Source organism: Nocardia puris (genome assembly GCF_036051655.1).
GTDB lineage: Bacteria > Actinomycetota > Actinomycetes > Mycobacteriales > Mycobacteriaceae > Nocardia > Nocardia puris.
The window spans coordinates 803,725-818,080 of sequence record NZ_CP107943.1 but is presented as its reverse complement, the minus strand read 5'-3'; the positions used below and the strand labels follow the sequence as shown (position 1 = coordinate 818,080).

General features: G+C 67.8%; 19 protein-coding genes. 14 read left to right on the top strand and 5 right to left on the bottom strand.

The window, feature by feature from the left end; all coding sequences use genetic code 11:
* Positions 1-14: 14 nt before the first annotated feature.
* Both OHB21_RS03420 and OHB21_RS03415 read right to left on the bottom strand, forming a co-directional pair.
* Entirely contained in the window at positions 15-995 is a 981-nt protein-coding gene (locus OHB21_RS03420; protein WP_195125375.1) for an ABC transporter substrate-binding protein, read from the bottom strand.
* Between the two features lie 166 nt (positions 996-1,161).
* The gene (locus tag OHB21_RS03415; protein ID WP_228790265.1) at positions 1,162-3,210 is read right to left on the bottom strand and encodes a M13 family metallopeptidase; all 2,049 of its coding nucleotides are present in this window, start codon (positions 3,208-3,210) and stop codon (positions 1,162-1,164) included.
* Positions 3,211-3,570: 360 nt separating this feature from the next.
* Here OHB21_RS03415 and rplN point away from each other — a divergent pair, with 360 nt between their 5' ends.
* From rplN to OHB21_RS03390, 5 genes are all read left to right on the top strand, one after another.
* On the top strand, positions 3,571-3,939 hold the full coding sequence (gene rplN, locus OHB21_RS03410) for a 50S ribosomal protein L14 (protein WP_067507551.1): 369 nt from the start codon (positions 3,571-3,573) through the stop codon (positions 3,937-3,939).
* Between the two features lies 1 nt (position 3,940).
* Positions 3,941-4,255 (top strand): 50S ribosomal protein L24, encoded by a 315-nt coding sequence (rplX, locus tag OHB21_RS03405; RefSeq protein ID WP_067507548.1) that lies wholly within the window; start codon positions 3,941-3,943, stop codon positions 4,253-4,255.
* A gap of 1 nt (position 4,256) precedes the next feature.
* Complete coding sequence (gene rplE, locus OHB21_RS03400; RefSeq protein WP_067507545.1) at positions 4,257-4,820, top strand: 50S ribosomal protein L5; 564 nt, start codon at positions 4,257-4,259, stop codon at positions 4,818-4,820.
* 3 nt (positions 4,821-4,823) lie between these two features.
* Positions 4,824-5,009, top strand: a complete 186-nt coding sequence (locus tag OHB21_RS03395) for a type Z 30S ribosomal protein S14 (protein WP_014349101.1) — start codon at positions 4,824-4,826, stop codon at positions 5,007-5,009.
* Positions 5,010-5,166: 157 nt separating this feature from the next.
* Complete coding sequence (locus OHB21_RS03390; protein WP_195125376.1) at positions 5,167-6,441, top strand: Fic family protein; 1,275 nt, start codon at positions 5,167-5,169, stop codon at positions 6,439-6,441.
* Between the two features lie 22 nt (positions 6,442-6,463).
* Here OHB21_RS03390 and OHB21_RS03385 read toward each other — a convergent pair whose 3' ends face one another.
* The 3 genes from OHB21_RS03385 to OHB21_RS03375 form a co-directional block, all read right to left on the bottom strand.
* Positions 6,464-7,243 (bottom strand): DUF6159 family protein, encoded by a 780-nt coding sequence (locus OHB21_RS03385; RefSeq protein ID WP_195125377.1) that lies wholly within the window; start codon positions 7,241-7,243, stop codon positions 6,464-6,466.
* Positions 7,244-7,407: 164 nt separating this feature from the next.
* Positions 7,408-7,671, bottom strand: a complete 264-nt coding sequence (locus tag OHB21_RS03380) for a hypothetical protein (protein ID WP_067507537.1) — start codon at positions 7,669-7,671, stop codon at positions 7,408-7,410.
* 187 nt (positions 7,672-7,858) lie between these two features.
* On the bottom strand, positions 7,859-8,512 hold the full coding sequence (locus OHB21_RS03375) for a Uma2 family endonuclease (protein WP_067507534.1): 654 nt from the start codon (positions 8,510-8,512) through the stop codon (positions 7,859-7,861).
* A 277-nt stretch (positions 8,513-8,789) separates the two neighbouring features.
* On the opposite strand from OHB21_RS03375, the gene rpsH reads away from it, so the two are divergent.
* The 9 genes from rpsH (at position 8,790) to map (ending at position 14,330) form a co-directional block, all read left to right on the top strand.
* Positions 8,790-9,188 carry a 30S ribosomal protein S8 gene (gene rpsH / locus OHB21_RS03370; RefSeq protein ID WP_067507531.1) on the top strand — a complete coding sequence of 133 codons (399 nt, stop codon included), beginning with the start codon at positions 8,790-8,792 and terminating at the stop codon, positions 9,186-9,188.
* Between the two features lie 16 nt (positions 9,189-9,204).
* Complete coding sequence (rplF, locus tag OHB21_RS03365; protein WP_067507529.1) at positions 9,205-9,744, top strand: 50S ribosomal protein L6; 540 nt, start codon at positions 9,205-9,207, stop codon at positions 9,742-9,744.
* Between the two features lie 2 nt (positions 9,745-9,746).
* Complete coding sequence (gene rplR, locus OHB21_RS03360; protein WP_067507562.1) at positions 9,747-10,154, top strand: 50S ribosomal protein L18; 408 nt, start codon at positions 9,747-9,749, stop codon at positions 10,152-10,154.
* A gap of 31 nt (positions 10,155-10,185) precedes the next feature.
* Positions 10,186-10,830 carry a 30S ribosomal protein S5 gene (gene rpsE / locus OHB21_RS03355; RefSeq protein ID WP_067507525.1) on the top strand — a complete coding sequence of 215 codons (645 nt, stop codon included), beginning with the start codon at positions 10,186-10,188 and terminating at the stop codon, positions 10,828-10,830.
* A 2-nt stretch (positions 10,831-10,832) separates the two neighbouring features.
* Positions 10,833-11,012 (top strand): 50S ribosomal protein L30, encoded by a 180-nt coding sequence (gene rpmD, locus OHB21_RS03350; protein ID WP_067507522.1) that lies wholly within the window; start codon positions 10,833-10,835, stop codon positions 11,010-11,012.
* A gap of 1 nt (position 11,013) precedes the next feature.
* Positions 11,014-11,457, top strand: coding sequence for a 50S ribosomal protein L15 (rplO, locus tag OHB21_RS03345; protein WP_067507519.1), 444 nt, complete (start codon positions 11,014-11,016; stop codon positions 11,455-11,457).
* A 178-nt stretch (positions 11,458-11,635) separates the two neighbouring features.
* Positions 11,636-12,958 (top strand): preprotein translocase subunit SecY, encoded by a 1,323-nt coding sequence (secY, locus tag OHB21_RS03340; RefSeq protein ID WP_067507517.1) that lies wholly within the window; start codon positions 11,636-11,638, stop codon positions 12,956-12,958.
* Complete coding sequence (locus OHB21_RS03335; RefSeq protein ID WP_067507514.1) at positions 12,955-13,500, top strand: adenylate kinase; 546 nt, start codon at positions 12,955-12,957, stop codon at positions 13,498-13,500. Before secY ends, OHB21_RS03335 begins: the two co-directional genes overlap by 4 nt.
* A 29-nt stretch (positions 13,501-13,529) precedes the next feature.
* Positions 13,530-14,330, top strand: coding sequence for a type I methionyl aminopeptidase (gene map / locus OHB21_RS03330; protein ID WP_067507511.1), 801 nt, complete (start codon positions 13,530-13,532; stop codon positions 14,328-14,330).
* Positions 14,331-14,356: the final 26 nt, after the last annotated feature.

Genomic DNA, 14,356 nt, shown 5'->3' with positions numbered 1-14,356 from the left:
CCTTGTCGAACGGATTACTTCGCGGCGTTGGCCAGGGCGGGTGAGATCTTGTCCAGAACGAACGGGATCGACAGCACGGTCGGCTGGTTGACGCCGGTGATCTCCTGCGTGGTCATGAACACGACCGCGTCCTTGCGCACCGCGAGCAGCTCGCCGAAGCCGGGCAGCTGGCGGAACTTCTCGTCCATACCGGGCGTGTAGCCGGCGAGCAGCAGGTCGGCGGTCAGCTCACCGACGCGCTCCGGAGACAGCGCGAGGCGGCCACCGGCGGCGGGCTGGTCCCGCAGGTTCTGCGGGATGGTCAGGCCCAGCTGCTCCATCAGCTTGGCGGAACCATCCTTGGGATCGGTGAGCACCATGAGCTGCGACGCGCTGTAGAGGAACGTGCTGGCGAAGGTCTTGCCCTGCAGGCCCGGGTTGGCCGCGGTGAGGCCGGCGATCTTGTCGTTCACACCCTGGATCAGCGCGGCGGCCTCGTCGTCCTTGTTCAGGATGTCACCGAGCGTGGTGACCAGGTCCTGCCAAGGCGTGATGATCTCCTCGGACAGCCCCGACACCGTCGGCGCGATCTTGGACAGCTCGTCGTAATTGTTGGCCTGGTTGGCGATGAACGAATCGGTCAGGATCAGGTCCGGCTCCAGCGCGGCGACCTGCTCGGGCACGTTGCCGGTGGCGTTGAGCTGCTGGCCCGTGGGCTTCGTGGTCTGCCACGCGGGCGCGGCGTTGGCCTGCACGGCGGCCGGGTCGAGGTAGGCGGCGGGCTGCAGGCCGAGCGCCAGCGCGGTGTCGAGCCACTGGCTGCCCAGCACGACGACCTTCTGCGGCTCGGTGGGAACGGCGGTCTCCCCCTTGGCGTGCTTGACGGTGATCGTCTCGCCGCCGGAGCCCGAATCCTCGTCCGAGGACCCGCATCCGGCGATGCCGAAGGCGAGCGCTCCGGCCAGCACGGCCGCGGCCGCGCGCGTCCAGCCGCGCGACTCCCGAAGAGACCCCATCGTGTGCACCCTCCATTCATCGAGGCGGACCTCGACCCGGCTCCCTCGAGCCATACCGGTTAAGTCAGCCAAGCCTAACCTAGGCCGATACGGCAGCGGTCGGCGATCTTCGCGCGGCCGGATGCGGAACGCCCTCCGGGTCGGTGTGACCTGGAGGGCGCCGCCGTCAGAGGGTGATGCGCTGGTCCGGCGGGAGGAACAGCTTGTCGTTCTCCTTGACGTCGAACGTCGTATAGAACTCGGCGATGTGGCGGACCACCTGGTTGCACCGGAACTCGTTGGGGGAGTGGTTGCCCTGCAACCGCGAGATGGTGGCCTCGGTGGTCTGCTTCTCCCGCCAGGTGCGGGCGTGTGAGAGGAACATCTCGCGCAGATCCGGTTCGATCCCGTCACGCTGCGCGGCCTTGCGGTACGCGGCGATCGCGATCTGCAATCCGCGCAGGTCGGCCAGGTTCTCACCGACCGTCCGCGCGCCGTTCACCGTGTACTCGGGGCCCACGCCCTCGGGCACCAGCCCGTCGTACTGCGCGATGAGGCGGTCGGTCTTCTCCTGGAACGCCGCCAGATCCGCCTCGGCCCACCAGTCGCGGCGGTTGCCGTCACCGTCGTACTTGGAGCCCTGGTCATCGAAGCCGTGCCCGATCTCGTGGCCGATGGTCGCGCCGACCGCGCCGTAGTTCACCGCGGTCGTGGCGTCCTTGTCGAAGAACGGGGACTGGAGGTAGCCCGCGGGGAAGGCGATCTCGTTGAGGGTGGGGGAGTAGTAGGCGTTCACCGTCTGCGGCGACATCGCCCACTCGGTCTTGTCCACCGGCGTGCCGAGCCGCGCGAAGGCCCGCTTCACCTCGAAATCGTTGACGGCGAGCAGGGATTCGATCAGCTTGCCCTTGGTGATGGTGAGCTTCGAGTAGTCCACCCACTCGTCGGGGTAGCCGACCTTGACGGTGATCTTGTCCAGCTTCGCCAGCGCCGCCTGCCGGGTGGGCTCGGTCATCCACGTCGAGTTGGTGAAGTTGTCCTTGTACGCGGCGAACAGGTCGTCGATCATCTCGAGCACCCGTTCCTTGGCCTCCGGCGGGAAGTGCTCGGCCACATACAGTTTGCCCAGCTGGTCGCCCAGGTTGTCGTCCACGACGCCGACCGCGGACTTCCACATCTCCGGCTTCTCCTCGAGCCCGCCGAGCACCCTGCCGACGAAATCGAAGCGCGCGTCGGCGATGGCCGCGGGCAGGAACCGCGCGTAGGCGTTGGTGGTGTGCACCCGCAGGTACTCCCGCCACTGCGCGAGGTCCACCTCCTCCCACAGCTTGCCCGCGGCGGTGATGTAGTCGGGCTGGCCCACCACGATCTCGGCGAACAGCTCGCGCGGCCGGTCGGTCATGCCGGTCAGCCAGCGTTCCCAGTCGAATTGCGGTGCCAGGGCGGTCATCTCGTCCCAGCTCATCCGGTTGTAGGTGGCGTCGGTGTCGCGCAGGCGCACGCTGTCCCAGTGCGAGGCGGCGATGCGGGTCTCCAGATCGACCACCCGTCGCGCCAGGCCCTCGGGATCCTCGAATCCCGCGCCCTCGGCGAGTTTGCCCACGTAGGTGCGGTACCCGTCGAGCTGGGTGGCGAACTCGGGCTTGCGGTAGTACTGCTCGCCCAGCGTGAGGCCGGACTGCCCGACGCTCGGGACGTACGCCGAGGAATTCTTGCGGTCCACGCCGATGCCGAGGCCGATCAGGCCGCCGATCGGCAACCAGGCCATCACCTCGGCCAGCTCCGACTTGTCGCGCACCGCGTCGATCCGCGCGAACAGGGGCTCGAGCGGGCTCATCCCCAGCCGCTCGATCTCCTCGAGGTCCAGCCGGGCGTCGTAGAGATCGCGGATCTGCTGCTCCGGCGAACCCGGCTCCGGATCGCTGATGCCCTCGATGATGGCGCGCAGCTGCTCCAGCGTGCGGTCGTAGGCGTCGCTCACCGCGCCCACCTCCGCCTTGTCCGGCGGTAGTTGGAAATCGCGCAGCCAGGCGCCGTTGACGTGGCGGTACAGATCGTCCTGCGGGCGGATCGCCGAGTCGGCGCCGCTCAGGTCGACCCCGGTGAGTTGCACGTCGCTCGCGTCACCGTCGTCGGAACAGGAGGCGAGGAAGGCCGCGGTGGGCGCGGCGACGCCGAGGGCGATCAAGAAGGCGCGGCGGTCCAACCGGACCGGTCGGCGACCGGGTGATGTCAACGTGATTCCTCTCCCCGCTGCGGTTTCGCGTTCCGCACGTGTCTGTGAAGGCGGCGTATGCTCGCCGAGGCTACCGGCGCCGGTCCGGGCGGGCACGGATTCACGCCGCCGCGCCGAGGCGCCCGCCGCCCGCCGGTGGACCCCGATTTGGGCCGACCAGGGCGTTCCCATACACTAGACCGGTTGCCTGCGGGAGCTCTGCCCGCAGCTCGGCCGCGAACCCCCGATGGTTGGTCCGGTACACGTCTGTGCGCCGGCCGTTCGATACCGCCGGCAGGCGCGCGTTTCGAGTGGCGACACGACCATGTCCGTCGGGTCGGCAATCCGGCGGACTGACACGTCCAGGTCAAGGAGGCTGAAGTGATTCAGCAGGAGTCGCGACTGCGCGTCGCCGACAACACGGGTGCGAAGGAAATCCTCTGCATCCGCGTTCTCGGTGGTTCGTCGCGTCGCTATGCCGGTATCGGCGACATCATCGTCGCCACCGTCAAGGACGCCATCCCCGGCGGCAACGTCAAGCGGGGTGACGTGGTGAAGGCCGTCGTCGTGCGCACCACCAAGGAGCGCCGCCGTCCGGACGGTTCGTACATCAAGTTCGATGAGAACGCCGCCGTGCTCATCAAGCCCGACAACGACCCGCGCGGCACCCGCATCTTCGGCCCGGTCGGCCGCGAGCTGCGCGACAAGAAGTTCATGAAGATCGTTTCGCTGGCCCCGGAGGTGCTCTGACATGAAGGTGCACAAGGGCGACACCGTGCTCGTCATCTCGGGCAAGGACAAGGGCGCGAAGGGAAAGGTCATCCAGGCCTACCCGGCGCAGAACCGGGTCCTCGTCGAGGGCGTGAACCGCATCAAGAAGCACGTCGCGAACTCGGCCAACCAGCGCGGCGCCTCCTCCGGCGGCATCGTGACCCAGGAAGCCCCCATCCACGTGTCCAACGTGATGGTCGTCGACTCCGACGGCAAGCCGACCCGCATCGGCTACCGGACCGACGAGAACGGCAAGCGGGTCCGCATCTCCCGTCGCAACGGGAAGGACATCTGACATGACCACCACCGAGAAGATCCAGCCGCGCCTCAAGCTTCGCTACCGCGAGGAGATCAAGGACGCGCTGCAGCAGGAATTCGACTACGCCAACGTGATGCAGATCCCGGGCGTGGTGAAGGTCGTCGTGAACATGGGTGTCGGTGACGCCGCCCGCGACGCCAAACTGATCAACGGCGCCGTCGAGGATCTGGCCCTGATCACCGGTCAGAAGCCGCAGATCCGCAAGGCCACCAAGTCGATCGCGCAGTTCAAGCTGCGCGAGGGCATGCCGATCGGCGCGAAGGTCACCCTGCGCGGCGACCGAATGTGGGAGTTCCTGGATCGCCTGGTCTCCATCGCGCTGCCCCGTATCCGCGACTTCCGCGGCCTGTCGCCGAAGCAGTTCGACGGCAACGGCAACTACACCTTCGGTCTGAGCGAGCAGTCGATGTTCCACGAGATCGACGTGGACAAGATCGACCGTCCGCGCGGTATGGACATCACCGTGGTGACCACCGCGACCAATAACGAAGAAGGCCGTGCCCTGCTCAAGCACCTCGGCTTCCCGTTCAAGGAGAACTGAGCCATGGCGAAGAAAGCTCTGGTCAACAAGGCCAACCGGAAGCCGAAGTTCGCGGTCCGCGCCTACACCCGCTGCCAGCGGTGCGGCCGCCCGCACGCCGTCTACCGCAAGTTCGGCCTGTGCCGAGTCTGCCTGCGCGAGATGGCCCACCGCGGCGAACTCCCGGGCGTGCACAAGAGCTCCTGGTGAGCTCGCGCTCCTAGCGAGCGCCCAACCGAACACCTGACGAAGGCACGGACTCCGGCGAGTCCGTGCCTTCGCCTGTTCCGCGAGCTCCGCGCCGAACCTTGATTGCCGCTGCCTTTATTAAGGGTTCAGCCGTTAACCTTTAATAAGGAGGATCCTGATGGCCGAACTTCTGCGTGAGCATTGGGTGGGCAGTGTGGACGGCGGCGAACTGTCGAGGCGCGATCGCAGCTCGGGCTCATACTTGGCCTATCTGCCGGACTCGCTGGCCGATCGGCGATTCACGCTGACGGGCGCCACCGCGGCCGACGTCGCCGATGCCGAGGTGGCCATCGCCCGGCTCGACGCCGAGGCGAACGCGCTGGTCGAGACCGAGGCGCTGGCGTGGTTGCTGCTGCGCGCCGAGGCCATCGCCTCCTCGCGGATCGAGGGGCTCGAGATCGGCGCGCGGCGGTTGTTGCGCGCCGAGGTGGCGCGGCATCTGGAGGGGGAGACCTCGGATGTGACCGCCACCGAGGTCCTGGGCAATATCGACGCGATGGCAGTGGCGACCGGTGCGGTACGACCCGGCGAGCCGATCACCGAGCAGGCGCTGCTGGACGTGCACGGCAGGTTGCTCGCCGGCACCCGGCTCGCGCGGCACGGCGGACGCTACCGAGAGGAGCAGAACTGGATCGGCGGAAGCTCGTTCAATCCCTTCGCGGCCGCGTTCGTGCCGCCGCCGGCGTCCCACGTCCCCGCGTTGATGAACGACCTGGTCGAGTTCTGTGACCGTGACGACCTGCCCGCCGTGGCGCAGGCGGCGATAGCGCACGCCCAGTTCGAAACCATTCACCCGTTCGTGGACGGCAATGGGCGGACGGGGCGAGCGTTGATACACATGGTTCTTCGTCGTCGAGGCACCGTGGCACGGGTGGTCGCCCCGGTCTCGCTGATCCTCGCGACCTGGAGCGACAGTTATATCGACGGACTGACCCGATACCGGCACCTCGGTCCGCCCGACTCGCCACTGGCCGCCGAGGGCGTGGACGTCTGGGTGGCGCGCTTCGCCGCGGCCTGCGCTCGCGCGGCCGAGGACGCGATCACGTTCGAGCGCAGATCCGCCGAACTCCAGCAGTCCTGGCGCGCCAGGCTCGCGCCGGTCCGGGCGAGCTCGGCGGTCGACCTGCTGCTCGGCAAACTCGTCGGCGCCCCGATTCTGACCGTGGCCACCGCCGCGACGCTGATCGGACGCAGTTTTCCCACCACCAACGCCGCGATCGAGCGTTTGGCCGGGGCGGGGGTTCTGCGGCAGTTGACGGTTGGGCGGCGCAACAGGGCGTTCGAGGTGCCCGAGGTGATCGAGGCGTTCACCGCGTTGGAGCGGCGGCTCGCCAGTCCGGACGGGGATACGAGAACGTCGGAGCTGAGTCGTCCGGTGCCTCGGCGGCGGTAGTCGGGCGCAGAGTAGCTCCCGCTCAGCGTGCGGTGAAGGCGGCGGGGAGGTTGGCGGCGGCGAAGGGGGCGGGGACCTGGCCGTCGCGGGTGAAGTGGTAGAGCGCGGTTTGGTAGATGCCGGTGAGGGCGGTGGTGAGGACCGCGGCGGTGAGCAGCCACAGGACGGCGAGGGCGAGCAGGAGGAGCAGGCCCGCCCCGGAGAGCTGGAACGCCAGCCAGATCAGGCCGATGCCGGGCAGGGCCAGCAGCACACCGAGCAGCCCGAGTCCGGCGTTGCCGACGACGTTCTCGCCCCAGGTGGTGCGCATGGCGGCGGCGGAATCCTTGACCGCGTCGACCACGCCGCGATCCTCGAGCACGATCTTCGGCAGCACCAGGAAGGTCACCACCTGCCAGGCGACGCCCGCGGATCCCAGCACCAGCTGCATCACGAAGCCCGCGCGCTCCTTCAGCGCCTTCAGCACCCACGACACGGTGGCCGACAGCAGCGCCCACGGCAGGATCCGCAACCACCGCGATCCCGCGGCCCGCAACCCGCCGGCCACGCTGGGATCACCACCCCGCAGCGCGACATCGGCCTGCGAGATCAGCGCCGCGTTGCAGAACACCGTGACATACGCCATCACGGCGTACATGGCGAGCAGCAGCACGTAGGTCGCGGCCGTCGGGCTCTCGGTCCCGATCAGCGCGATGGGCACGAAGAACGACACCGCCACGACCACACTCGCGGCCCCCGACAGCACGGGAAACAGCGCGAGCTCGCCACGGCTGCGCAGCACACCGGCCGACGCCTTCATCATTGCCCAGGAATTGGCGAACGCCGTGATTACCCTCCCCTGTGAATCATTGTCCCGGCCACCCTACTAGCGACAATCGGTCGGAGCAGCACGAGGCGCGATGGGAAAGCGCAGGGACGGACCGCTCGCGGGGCGCGGTCATGGAACCGCGCCCCGCCGACGCTCGTCTAGAACGGCAGGCAGCCCGCGGCCCGCAGCCGGGTCGCCAGCCCCGCCCCGACGGCGGTGGTGGACCCGGTGCCCGCGGTCAGCGCGGCCAGCACCTCGCCGCCGAGCCCGGCCCCGATGGAGCAGCCGAGCAGGTTGATGTCGATGGTGATGGTCTCCTCGGGGGTGCCGGGAATGCCTTCGTCGGCGACGGCCGGGCCGACTCCGGTTACGGCCATGGCCGCCAGCGCTACCGCAACGACGCCCGCTTTGACGATTCGCACCTGTACTCCTCCCGCGCCCGACGGCGCGATCCGGTCCGGGGCGGACCTGCCACCGCGACCGCCCGTCGCCCCGGTGCGAACGGCCGCAGCCACAGAGGTTGACCGGCCACGGCTCCCCGAAACCGGAACCTTCGCCCGTCGCGCGATGCCGAGTGGGCCGGCTGCCGTTGCGTGGCCGTGCGATCGCTCAGAATTCGAGCTCGGACCAGGGGACGTGGATGGAGAAGGGGTACGGGTAGTCGATGGCGTCGGAGTCCTTGGGGGACCACTTTCCCGCCAGCAGATAGTTCGCCGGGTACAGCGGTCGGACACCGTCCGGAAGCCTGCCGTGGGTGGTCTCCAGCACGAAGGCGTGGACCGTCGCGATGGCGCTCCTCCTGCGTTCCAGGGTGACTTCCCAGTACCAAGGAATGCCCGCTCGGGCGTAGCGGGCCTTCTTGGCCTCCATGTCCGTCGGTGTGTTCGAGGGGGACAAGACCTCGCCGACCAGCAAGACATCGTCGGCCCGGACATCCTGATAAGGCTCCGGCAGGCAACGGTGAACCAGGAAGTCCGGGGTGACGAAGTCGGATTTGCCGGTCTGGCCCAGGAATACGTTCGTCTCCGTGTGCACACGCCAGCAGCGGTCACCTTCGCCGGCCATGTCCTCGCGTGCGCACCGGCGCAGCCCGCTCCACATCAGGTTCGTGAACTCCTGGTGCTCGGCCGGACCACGGCGTAGCCATACCACTTTCCCCTCCCATAGCTCGATCTGCCCGGCGATCTCGTCGGGCAGTTGTTCGAGTTGCTCCCAGGTCATGTACTCCGGGAGATCGGGACGTTCGATCGGCGGATGCGCCATGGCTCGATCGTAGTCGCGCACCGGCTCCGCGGGACCGAGATCACGGCGGCCGGCCCACCCCCGATTTGGTCCTGATCAGGGCGTTGCCTACACTAGAGCGGTTGCCGGGGCACATCTGTGCCCGCATTCTGTGCGGGACGCCCGGGTGACGCGAACTCATCCGGTCGGCAAGTGCCTGCCGGACCAGCCGAATTGCTGTAGGCCCACCATGCGGGGCGCTCCCGGGCGCGCCGGTGCTGTATGGGAACCGCGGCGAGAAAGGTGTCGAGGTCGAACCATGACCATGACCGATCCGATCGCAGACTTCCTGACCCGTCTGCGCAACGCCAACTCGGCGTACCACGATCAGGTGAAGGCTCCGCATTCGAAGCTCAAGGCGAACATCGCCGAGATCCTCAAGCGCGAGGGCTACATCGCCGACTACCGGACCGAGGATGCCCAGGTGGGCAAGACCCTCGTCGTCGACCTGAAGTACGGCCCCAGCCGCGAGCGCAGCCTCGCCGGTGTGCGGCGCGTCTCCAAGCCCGGTCTGCGTGTGTACGCGAAATCCACCAACCTGCCCAAGGTCCTGGGCGGCCTCGGCGTGGCGATCATCTCCACGTCGCAGGGACTGCTGACCGACAGGCAGGCGGCACAGAACGGCGTGGGCGGCGAAGTCCTCGCTTACGTCTGGTAAGGGAGGTCAGGAAACAATGTCGCGCATTGGAAAGAAGCCCATCGCGGTGCCGTCCGGCGTCGAGGTGACGATCGACGGCCAGCACGTGTCGGTGAAGGGTCCCAAGGGCACCCTGTCCCACACCGTGGCCGAGCCGATCACCGTCACCCGTGGCGAGGACGGCCAGCTCGAGGTCGCCCGTCCCAACGACGAGCGGCGCAACCGGTCGCTGCACGGCCTGACCCGCACCCTCGTGTCGAACATGATCGAGGGCGTCACCAAGGGCTACGAGAAGAAGATGGAGATCTTCGGCGTCGGCTACCGCGTGCAGGCCAAGGGCTCGAACCTCGAGTTCGCCCTCGGCTACAGCCACCCGGTGCCGGTCGAGGCGCCCGAGGGCATCACCTTCGCGGTGGAATCGCCCACCAAGTTCTCCGTGTCCGGTATCGACAAGCAGAAGGTCGGCCAGATTTCGGCGGTCATCCACGGCCTGCGCAAGCCCGACCCGTACAAGGGCAAGGGCATCCGCTACGCAGGCGAGGTCGTTCGCCGCAAGGTCGGAAAGACGGGTAAGTGATCATGGCGCAAACCGAAAACCAGAAGGCCAAGCGCATCCCGCAGGGCAAGGACTCCTCGACCCAGCGTCGTCTGTCGAAGGCGCGTCGTCACTTCCGCCTGCGCAAGAAGGTCGAAGGCACCACCGAGCGTCCCCGCCTGGTGGTCAACCGCTCCTCGCGCCACCTGCACGCGCAGCTGGTCGACGACTCGGCGGGCCGCACCCTGGCCGCCGCGTCCTCGATCGAGGCCGATGTGCGTGCCGTCGAGGGCGACAAGACCGCCAAGGGCAAGAAGGTCGGCGAGCTGCTCGCCGCCCGTGCCAAGGCGGCGGGCATCGAGGCCGCCGTGTTCGACCGTGGTGGCCACAGCTACCACGGCCGCATCGCGGCGCTGGCCGATGCCGCTCGTGAAGGCGGGTTGAAGTTCTGATGACCAAGATTTCGAACGGAAGGAACGTCTGATGCCGGGACGTCAGCGGCGTGACGGCGGAAGCGGACCCGCCGGACAGAATGGCAGCGCCCCCGAGGGTCGCGAGAACCGCAGGGGCGGCGGCGACCGTCGCGGCGGCGACCGCCGGGACAACGCGGCCGAGAAGAACCAGCTCGAGCGCGTGGTCGCGATCAACCGCGTCTCCAAGGTCGTGAAGGGTGGTCGTCGCTTCAGCTTCACCGCCCTCGTGATCGTCGGTGACGGCAACGGTCTGGTCGGCGTCGGCTACGGCAAGGCCAAGGAAGTTCCCGCGGCCATCCAGAAGGGTGTCGAGGAGGCGCGCAAGGGCTTCTTCCGCGTCCCGATGATCGGCTCGACCATCACCCACCCGGTGCAGGGCGAGGCGGCGGCCGGTGTGGTCATGCTGCGCCCGGCGTCCCCGGGTACCGGTGTGATCGCCGGCGGCGCGGCCCGTGCCGTGCTCGAATGCGCCGGTATCCACGACATTCTGGCCAAGTCGCTCGGTAGCGACAACGCGATCAACGTCGTCCACGCGACGGTGGCCGCGCTCAAGCAGCTGCAGCGTCCCGAAGAGGTCGCGGCCCGCCGTGGCCTGCCCCTCGAGGACGTCGCTCCGGCGGGCATGCTGCGCGCGCGTGCGGGACAGGGAGCCTGACCATGGCAGATCTCAAGGTGACCCAGATCAAGAGTTCGATCGGCGCCAAGCAGAATCAGCGCGACAGCCTGCGGACCCTCGGTCTGCGCGGCATTCGCAAGTCCGTCATTCGTGAGGACAACGCCCAGAATCGCGGGCTGATCAACGTCGTGCGCCACCTCGTGACAGTTGAGGAGGTCTGACATGACCATCAAGTTGCATCACCTGCGCCCCGCACCCGGCGCGAAGCGGGACAAGATCCGCGTCGGCCGCGGTGAGGGTTCCAAGGGCAAGACCGCGGGCCGCGGTACCAAGGGCACCAAGGCTCGCAAGAACGTCCCCGCCGCCTTCGAGGGTGGGCAGATGCCGATTCACATGCGGCTGCCCAAGCTCAAGGGCTTCACCAACAAGTTCCGCACCGAGTACCAGGTGGTGAACGTCGGCCGCATCGCCGAGCTGTTCCCGCAGGGTGGCGAGATCGGCAAGGCCGAGCTCGTCGCGGCCGGTGCCGTGCGCAAGAACCAGCTGGTGAAGGTGCTGGGCGACGGTGAGATCGGCGTCGCGGTCCAGGTGACCGCCGACAAGGTGACCGGCTCCGCCAAGGAGAAGATCACCGCCGCCGGTGGCACCGTCACCGAGCTGGGCTGACGGTAGTCTCGACGACAGTGGCACCGGACGAGTGAAGAGCTCGTCCGGTGCCACTGTTAGAGTTCAGTTGTTGTCTGCCAAGCCACGTCGTGGTTTTCGGCGTCCCGGTCCGACGAGGGTCCGGGCACACCGCTGAAACAGCCATGGCATGACCATGTCGTTCGCGCCAGGAGGATCTGTGCTTTCCGCCTTCGTATCGGCCTTCCGGACTCCGGACTTACGGCGGAAGATTCTCTTCACGCTGGGGTTGGTCGCGCTGTACCGCGTCGGTGCCGCGCTGCCCTCACCGGGCGTGGACTACCAGGCGGTGCAGGAGTGCGTCGAGCTGGTCTCCGATGGCGACAACGCCGGCATCTACCAGCTGATCAACCTCTTCTCCGGCGGCGCGCTGCTGCAATTGTCGGTCTTCGCGATCGGCATCATGCCCTACATCACCGCGAGCATCATCGTCCAGCTGCTCACCGTGGTCATTCCGCGGTTCGAGCAGTTGCGCAAGGAAGGCCAGTCCGGCCAGACCAAGATGACGCAGTACACGCGGTACCTGTCCATCGCGCTGGCCGTGTTGCAGGCGACGGGTCTGGTCGCGCTGGCCGCGCGCGGTCAGCTGCTGCAGGGCTGCCCGCAGGACATCCTGGCCGACACCAGCATCTTCGGCATGGTCATCATCGTCCTGGTGATGACCGCGGGCGCCGCCCTGGTCATGTGGTTCGGTGAGCAGATCACGGAGAAGGGCGTCGGCAACGGCATGTCGCTGCTGATCTTCGCCGGTATCGCCGCCGCCATCATCGGTGAGGGCGGGGCCATCCTGGAGAGCCGCGGCGGCCTGGTCTTCAGCCTGGTCCTGGTGGCGGCCTTCCTGATCATCGTCGCGGTGACCTTCGTCGAACAGGGTCAGCGCCGCATCCCGGTGCAGTACGCCAAGCGCGTGGTCGGCCGCAAGATGTACGGCGGCTCCTCGACCTACCTGCCGCTGAAGGTCAACCAGGCGGGCGTCATCCCGGTGATCTTCGCGTCCTCGCTGCTCTACCTGCCCAACCTCATCGCCCAGCTGACCGGGTCGCAGAACAACACCGATCCGAGCTGGTGGCAGGAGATCATCCAGAAATACCTGGTCAACCCGACCAACCCGGTGTACATCGCGATCTACTTCGGTCTGATCGTGTTCTTCACCTACTTCTACGTCGCGATCACCTTCAACCCGGAGGAGCGCGCCGACGAGATGAAGAAGTTCGGTGGCTTCATTCCGGGCTACCGTCCCGGTCAGCCGACGGCCGACTATCTGAGCTTCGTCTTGAGCCGCATCACCCTGCCCGGCTCCATCTACCTCGGTGTGGTGGCGGTCCTGCCCAACGTGTTCCTGGACATCGGCAATACCAGCGGTATCCAGAACATCCCGTTCGGCGGCACCGCGGTGCTGATCATGGTGAGTGTCGGCCTCGACACCGTGAAGCAGATCGAAAGCCAGCTGATGAATCGAAATTACGAAGGGTTCCTCAAGTGAGAGTTGTACTGCTCGGTCCGCCGGGTGCCGGCAAGGGCACCCAGGCCGTCCTGCTGTCGGAGAAGCTGGGCGTCCCGCACATCTCCACCGGGGATCTCTTCCGCGCGAACATCAGCCAGCAGACCCCGCTGGGTCGCGAGGCGCAGAAGTACATGGACGCCGGCGACCTGGTGCCCAGCGACGTCACCAACCGCATGGTGGAGGCGCGCGTCAACGAGCCCGACGCCGCGAACGGTTTCGTGCTCGACGGCTACCCGCGCACCGTCGACCAGGCCGAGGCACTGGAGAAGATCCTCGGCGATCTCGACCAGAAGCTCGACGCCGTGCTGTGCTTCGTCGTGCCGGAGGACACCGTGGTCGAGCGCATGCTCGCGCGCGGTCGCGCCGACGACAACGAGGACGTGATCCGCAACCGTCTCCGGGTGTACCGCGAGGAGACCGAGCCGCTGCTCGACCACTACGACGGCCTGGTCGTCACCGTGGACGGCGTCGGCGAGGTCGACGAGGTCAACGCCCGCGCGCTGAGCGCTCTGGGACACTGATGCCGCCGTCGGCGCGGGGCTGAGCCGCCATGGTCTTCGGTCGCAAGAACAAGAAGGTGGTGCCGTTCCGCACCGCCGGTGAACTCGACGCCATGGCGGCGGCGGGCGCCGTGGTCGGCCGCGCATTGGTCGCGGTCCGGGCGGCGGCCAAGCCCGGCGTCTCCACGCTGGAGCTGGACGAGGTCGCCGAGCAGACCATCCGCGACGCGGGCGCCGTCCCGTCCTTCAAGGGCTACCACGGCTTCCCCGGATCCATCTGCTCGTCGGTGAACGACCGTGTGGTGCACGGGATCCCGACCGCCGAGGAGATCCTGTCGGCCGGTGATCTGGTGTCCATCGACTGCGGCGCGATCCTGGACGGCTGGCACGGCGACTCCGCGTGGACCTTCGGCGTCGGCGACCTCATCGAGGCCGACCGCCTGCTCAGCGAGGCCACCAAACTGTCGATGGAGGCGGGCATCGAGGCCATGCTGCCCGGCAACCGGCTCACCGACGTGTCGCACGCCATCGAACTGGGCACCCGCGCCGCCGAGAAACTGCACGACCGCGCTTACGGCATCGTCGACGGCTACGGCGGCCACGCTATCGGCCGCGAAATGCACATGGACCCCTTCCTGGCCAACGAGGGCGCCCCCGGCAAGGGCCCGCGCCTGGTGGTCGGATCGGTGCTGGCCATCGAGCCGATGCTCACCCTCGGCACCACCCAGACGAAGGTCCTCGAAGACGACTGGACCGTGGTGACGTTGGACGGCAGCCGCGCCGCGCACTGGGAGCACACGGTCGCGGTGACCGAAGACGGTCCGCGCATTCTGACGTTGCGGCCGGAGTAGCGCGAGCTCTCCGGAGCCCCGAATCC

Excerpts from the sequence above, each read along its gene's own strand:
- OHB21_RS03420 (WP_195125375.1), bottom strand. The coding sequence starts at position 995 with ATGGGGTCTCTTCGGGAGTCGCGCGGCTGGACGCGCGCGGCCGCGGCC.
- rplX (WP_067507548.1), top strand. The coding sequence starts at position 3,941 with ATGAAGGTGCACAAGGGCGACACCGTGCTCGTCATCTCGGGCAAGGAC.
- rplE (WP_067507545.1), top strand. The coding sequence starts at position 4,257 with ATGACCACCACCGAGAAGATCCAGCCGCGCCTCAAGCTTCGCTACCGC.
- OHB21_RS03395 (WP_014349101.1), top strand. The coding sequence starts at position 4,824 with ATGGCGAAGAAAGCTCTGGTCAACAAGGCCAACCGGAAGCCGAAGTTC.
- OHB21_RS03390 (WP_195125376.1), top strand. The coding sequence starts at position 5,167 with ATGGCCGAACTTCTGCGTGAGCATTGGGTGGGCAGTGTGGACGGCGGC.
- OHB21_RS03385 (WP_195125377.1), bottom strand. The coding sequence starts at position 7,243 with ATGATGAAGGCGTCGGCCGGTGTGCTGCGCAGCCGTGGCGAGCTCGCG.
- OHB21_RS03375 (WP_067507534.1), bottom strand. The coding sequence starts at position 8,512 with ATGGCGCATCCGCCGATCGAACGTCCCGATCTCCCGGAGTACATGACC.
- rpsH (WP_067507531.1), top strand. The coding sequence starts at position 8,790 with ATGACCATGACCGATCCGATCGCAGACTTCCTGACCCGTCTGCGCAAC.
- rplF (WP_067507529.1), top strand. The coding sequence starts at position 9,205 with ATGTCGCGCATTGGAAAGAAGCCCATCGCGGTGCCGTCCGGCGTCGAG.
- rplR (WP_067507562.1), top strand. The coding sequence starts at position 9,747 with ATGGCGCAAACCGAAAACCAGAAGGCCAAGCGCATCCCGCAGGGCAAG.
- rpsE (WP_067507525.1), top strand. The coding sequence starts at position 10,186 with ATGCCGGGACGTCAGCGGCGTGACGGCGGAAGCGGACCCGCCGGACAG.
- rpmD (WP_067507522.1), top strand. The coding sequence starts at position 10,833 with ATGGCAGATCTCAAGGTGACCCAGATCAAGAGTTCGATCGGCGCCAAG.
- rplO (WP_067507519.1), top strand. The coding sequence starts at position 11,014 with ATGACCATCAAGTTGCATCACCTGCGCCCCGCACCCGGCGCGAAGCGG.
- map (WP_067507511.1), top strand. The coding sequence starts at position 13,530 with ATGGTCTTCGGTCGCAAGAACAAGAAGGTGGTGCCGTTCCGCACCGCC.